This is a genomic window from Cellulomonas iranensis NBRC 101100 = JCM 18110 (genome assembly GCF_001552375.1).
In the GTDB taxonomy this organism is placed as follows: Bacteria; Actinomycetota; Actinomycetes; order Actinomycetales; family Cellulomonadaceae; genus Cellulomonas; species Cellulomonas iranensis.
In genome coordinates this window covers 1-4,379 of the sequence record NZ_BCRB01000151.1, presented here as the reverse complement: position 1 = coordinate 4,379, position 4,379 = coordinate 1, and the positions used below count along the sequence as shown (strand labels likewise).

Here is a 4,379-nt window from a genome sequence, read left to right as displayed (position 1 = left end):
CCGCCCCACGCCGCGCACGCCGGGGCGCGGCGACGGACGACCGCGCGGCGGCGGGGGCCGGCGCACGCGCTGACGTGCGCGCTGACGTGCGCGCCGGCGGCCACGGCACCGCAGCACCGTCACCCCCGCTGACCGACCCCCGTGGTCACCACCACCCGTGCCAGCTCGCGCCGCGACGGGATCCCGAGCTTGCGGCACGCGTGGTAGACGTGCGACTCGACGGTCCGCACGGACAGCACCAGGCGGTCCGCGACCTCACGGTTCGTCAGGCCCTGCCCCACGAGCAGGGCGACCTCGAGCTCGCGGTCCGACAGCACGGCGTCGACGCGGCCCGGCACCGACGCGCCGCCGTCGGCGTCCGGGGCGATCCCCACACGCCCGCCCGCCACCGTGAGCCGCTGCACGATCCGCTCGAGGCGCGGCGCCGCCGCGACGGCCGCACGCACGGGTGTCAGGTCGACCGGCGTCGCGTCCCGCGCCGCGGGCCATGCCTCGACCACGCGGGCCGCCATGTCGACGAGCGGGAAGTCGCGGTGCTCCGCCGGCACCCTCGCGAGCGTGCGACGCGCCCCGGCGTCGTCCCCGAGCGCCGCGCGGGACGACCCGAGCGCGCAGACCAGCAGCGCCCGCAGCACCCCGGCCCGGCCGGCGGGCACGCGCGCGGCCGCCGCCGCGAGCTCCTCGACGACCGCGGCACCGTCGCCACGGTCGAACGCGAGGCACGCCCACGCGACGTTGACGAGCCCGATCTCCGCCGGGCCGCCGCGGACCCCGGCGGCGAGCGTGCACGCCACCACCCAGTCCTCGAGGTCGTCGGGACGGTGACCGCCCAGGGCCGCGGCGGCCGCGAGCGCGCACAGCGCCCACAGCTCGTCGCCGAGGCCGACCGTGCGCCCGCCGACCGGGTCGCGCAGCAGGGCGCGCGTCTCCCGCGCGAGCCGCTCGGCCTCGGGGTGCGCGCCCAGCACCACGGCCGCGAACGTCGCGAGCGCGGCCGCGCGCACCGCCGTCCGCGGGTGCGCGGCACCGTCGAGCGCGTGGCGGGCCGCGATCAGCGCGCGGTCCCAGTCGAGCGTGAGCGCCGCCCGCTCGGCGCGCAGCAGCACCAGCTCGGCGCGCGCGACGCCCCGCACCTGCTCGGGGAACGTCGGCACCTCGACGCGCGCGTCGGGAGGCACCCACCGCACGAGGTCCGTCCAGCAGCGCACGTACCGCAGGAGGCTCGACGGACCGAGCCGCTCGGGCTCGACGCGTTCGAGCTCGGCGCGCGCCCGCGCGTCCTCGCGCAGCGCGAGCAGCGCGACCGCGCGCTCGAGCAGCACCTCGGGCGCGGCGGCGGGCACGCCCGGCATCGTCGTCCACGCGAGCGACCGCTCGTGCCGCCCGGTGCCGTTCGCGTAGCGCGCCGCGCCCACGACCAGGCGCGCCCACGTCGACGGGTGCGCGGCGTTCCACCCCTCGTCGGGCGAGCGCACCGACGCGCGCGCCACCACGAACGACGCAAGCACGTCCGACACCGGGCCCGTCGCCCGCTCCAGCACGTACCGCTCGACCCCCGCGAGCACGCCCTCGACCGCCGCGTCGCCGAGCTGCTGCTCGACGACCAGCGCGGTGAGCCGGCGGACGTGCAGCCCGCGCCGGGAGCCGTCGTCGACCATCGCGAGCCGGCGCGTCACCAGGCCGTCGACCCGCTCGGCGCCGAGCACGAGGCACGCCTCGCTGTACGGCAGGCCCGGCAGGTGCCGCAGCACGACCAACGCCTCCCGCACGCCCGGCCCGAACGTCCCCGCCTCCGCCGTCAGCGCGTCGCGCAGGCCCGGCACCTCGACGAGGTCCAGCGGCACCTCGAGCGGGTCGCCGCCGGCGCGGTCGCGGCGCACCGCCTCGGCGACGAGCTCGCGCAGCACGGTGCGCGACCCCCGGGCGCGCGCGATGAGGATGCGCCGGGTCGCGCGGTCCAGCGGGTGCCCGCCGGTGAACGCGTCGACCAGCGCGTCGGCGTCGGCCCGCTCCGGCTCGCGCAGGTCGTGCCGCACCAGCCGGTGCGCGAGCCACAGGTCGACCAGCCGGGCGCGGACCGCCACGGCGTGCGCCGGCTCGCCGTCGCGGCGCGGCGCGATCGCGAGCACCAGGTGCACGCTGCCGCGCGCGAGGCCCCGCACGAGGCGGTCGGCGGTCGTGTCGTCGAGGTCCTCGGCGTCGTCGACGACGACGACGAGCGGTGCCGCGGGCGACGCGGCGTCGAGCCGTGCGACCCCCTCGTCGTCGAGCACGCCCTGCGGCAGCGACGCGAGCGGTGCGGCGGCACGCAGCACGAGGGGGTCCATTCCCGCGTCGCGCATGAGCGCCACGACCGCCCGCACGAGGTGCGTCTTGCCCGAGCCCAGCGGCCCCACCAACAGGGCGCCGCGGCCCGTCGTCGCGTCGTCGAGCACCGCGCGCGCGTCGCGGTCCTCGCCGATCACCGTCCCGTCGTGGCCGTCGTGCCGTGCCGTCGTCATGCCGTCCCCCTGGCCCCCCTGCCCCCTGCCGACGCACCCGGGGGGAGGTGCGTCCGTCCCACCGTACGTAGTCGCGGGCCTCACCACCGACCGCTACTGGGTTCCTTCACCCATGCCGGACCTGCGCATACGGTTCCGTACGCCCGTCAGGTACGGAACCGTCACGGTGCGTCCGATTCGTCCCCCGGTGCGGACCTAGCGTCCAGGACGTCGTGGACGGAGCACCGCCCACGGCTCCGAGAGGACCGACGACCGGTGGGGTGGGACATGGTGAAGCACGGGACGACGACGAAGGTGGTCGACGAGGGCAGGCGCACGCAGCGACGTCGCAAGGCGTTCGCGCTCACGGCGGCCGGGACCGTCCTGGGCGTGGGCGGCGTCGCGACGCTCGCGGCGTGGACCGACGTGGAGTGGGTGTTCGGCGGCGACGGCGCCGGCGGCCCCGGCGTCTCGACGTCGACGTTCGAGGTGCAGCAGAACACGACGGCGGCGGTGGACGCGGCCGCGTGGACCGACGAGGAGGACAACCCCGGTGGCGAGATGGTGTTCTCGGCCGCGGCGTCCGCGTTCACGCCGGGCGACACGACGTACGCACCCGTCGCGCTGCGCACGTCCCCCACGTCCATCGCGGGCGACGTCGACCTGCAGGCCGCGGTGACGGCGTCGGGCATCACCGCGACGGACCCCGGGGGGCTGCTGTTCGACGCGATCGACGTGCGGGTCGTCACCGACGACGCGGCGTTCACGTGCGACGCGACCGCGTTCTCGGGCGCACCGGGTGCGCCGACGCTCATCGCCGACGGCGACCTCGGCACGACCGGCGGCTCGGCGACGCAGACGCTCGCGGCGGCGGCCGGCTCGGTGCAGTACTACTGCTTCGAGCTCACGCTGCCCGACCCGCTGCCGCTCGCGCCGGGCACCACGGCCGACGACTACATGGGCCGGTCGATCGCACCCGCCTGGGCGTTCGCGGGCGAGTCGGCGTGACCACGGGCGAGGTCGGCGGCGCAGCCGTCGCGGTGCGGGCTCGGAACCACCGCACCGCCGCGGCCCACCGGCAGGACCGGGCCCTGCACCGGGCGCCGGGGCACGCCCGGACCGGGTGGTCGCTGCGCGACGTCGCGCTCGTGGCCGTCGGGGCGCCCGGCGTGCTGGTGGCCGGGTGGCTCGTGGCCTCCTGGGCGCTGTCGGCCTCGCTCGTCGTCCTGGTCACCGGGTCGATGTCGCCGGGCATGCCGGCCGGCACGGCCGCGGTGGTCCGCACGACCCCGGCGGCCGACCTGCGGGTCGGTGACGTCGTGACCGTGCCGCGCGGCGACGGCGCGCGGGTCACCCACCGCGTCGTCGCGATCGACGACGTGCCGGGGCAGCCGCAGGAGCGGCTCCTGACGCTGCAGGGCGACGCGAACCGGACGACGGACCGCGACCCGTACCGGGTCGCGACCGCGGGCCGCGTGGTCGCGTCGCTGCCGGGCGCCGGGCGCGTGCTCGAGACGGTCCGGCAGCCGGCGGTGGCCGGTGCCGGGGTGCTGCTCGTCGCCGTGCTCGTGGCGTGGGCCCTGTGGCCCGAGCGACCGCGCGACGACGACCGGCGGGCCGTGGGTGCGAGGGGGGCCACGGCCCGCCGGACCGCGTGACGGGACGGCCGCCAGGGCCGAGCGACGACCGGGAGGGGGCGACGATGCGACGGGGCTTCGCGCTGACGGGGACGACGGCCGTGGTGGTCGGTCTCGTGCTGGGGGCGGGATCGGCCGCGACGGCCATGCAGGACGTGCCCGAGACGGGCACGACGGGGCGGCTGGTGCTGTCCTCGGCGCCGTACCCGGCGCAGTTCGTGCTGACGCCGGGCGAGCCGGCGCACTGGCGGGTCGACGCCCG

General features: G+C 78.2%; 3 protein-coding genes and 1 pseudogene. 3 read left to right on the top strand and 1 reads right to left on the bottom strand.

What is annotated here, in order from left to right; translation table 11 throughout:
• Positions 1-119: 119 nt before the first annotated feature.
• Entirely contained in the window at positions 120-2,501 is a 2,382-nt protein-coding gene (locus tag CS2_RS17780; RefSeq protein ID WP_070320970.1) for a LuxR C-terminal-related transcriptional regulator, read from the bottom strand.
• Positions 2,502-2,768: 267 nt separating this feature from the next.
• On the opposite strand from CS2_RS17780, the gene CS2_RS17775 reads away from it, so the two are divergent.
• From CS2_RS17775 to CS2_RS17765, 3 genes and pseudogenes are all read left to right on the top strand, one after another.
• Positions 2,769-3,488: a SipW-dependent-type signal peptide-containing protein gene (locus CS2_RS17775; protein ID WP_070320969.1), complete on the top strand. Its 720-nt coding sequence runs from the start codon at positions 2,769-2,771 to the stop codon at positions 3,486-3,488.
• Positions 3,485-4,138 (top strand): S24/S26 family peptidase, encoded by a 654-nt coding sequence (locus tag CS2_RS17770; protein ID WP_070320968.1) that lies wholly within the window; start codon positions 3,485-3,487, stop codon positions 4,136-4,138. Before CS2_RS17775 ends, CS2_RS17770 begins: the two co-directional genes overlap by 4 nt.
• A 44-nt stretch (positions 4,139-4,182) precedes the next feature.
• Positions 4,183-4,379: pseudogene (locus CS2_RS17765) on the top strand (hypothetical protein); the annotation flags it as partial.

Excerpts from the sequence above, each read along its gene's own strand:
- CS2_RS17780 (WP_070320970.1), bottom strand. The coding sequence starts at position 2,501 with ATGACGACGGCACGGCACGACGGCCACGACGGGACGGTGATCGGCGAG.
- CS2_RS17775 (WP_070320969.1), top strand. The coding sequence starts at position 2,769 with ATGGTGAAGCACGGGACGACGACGAAGGTGGTCGACGAGGGCAGGCGC.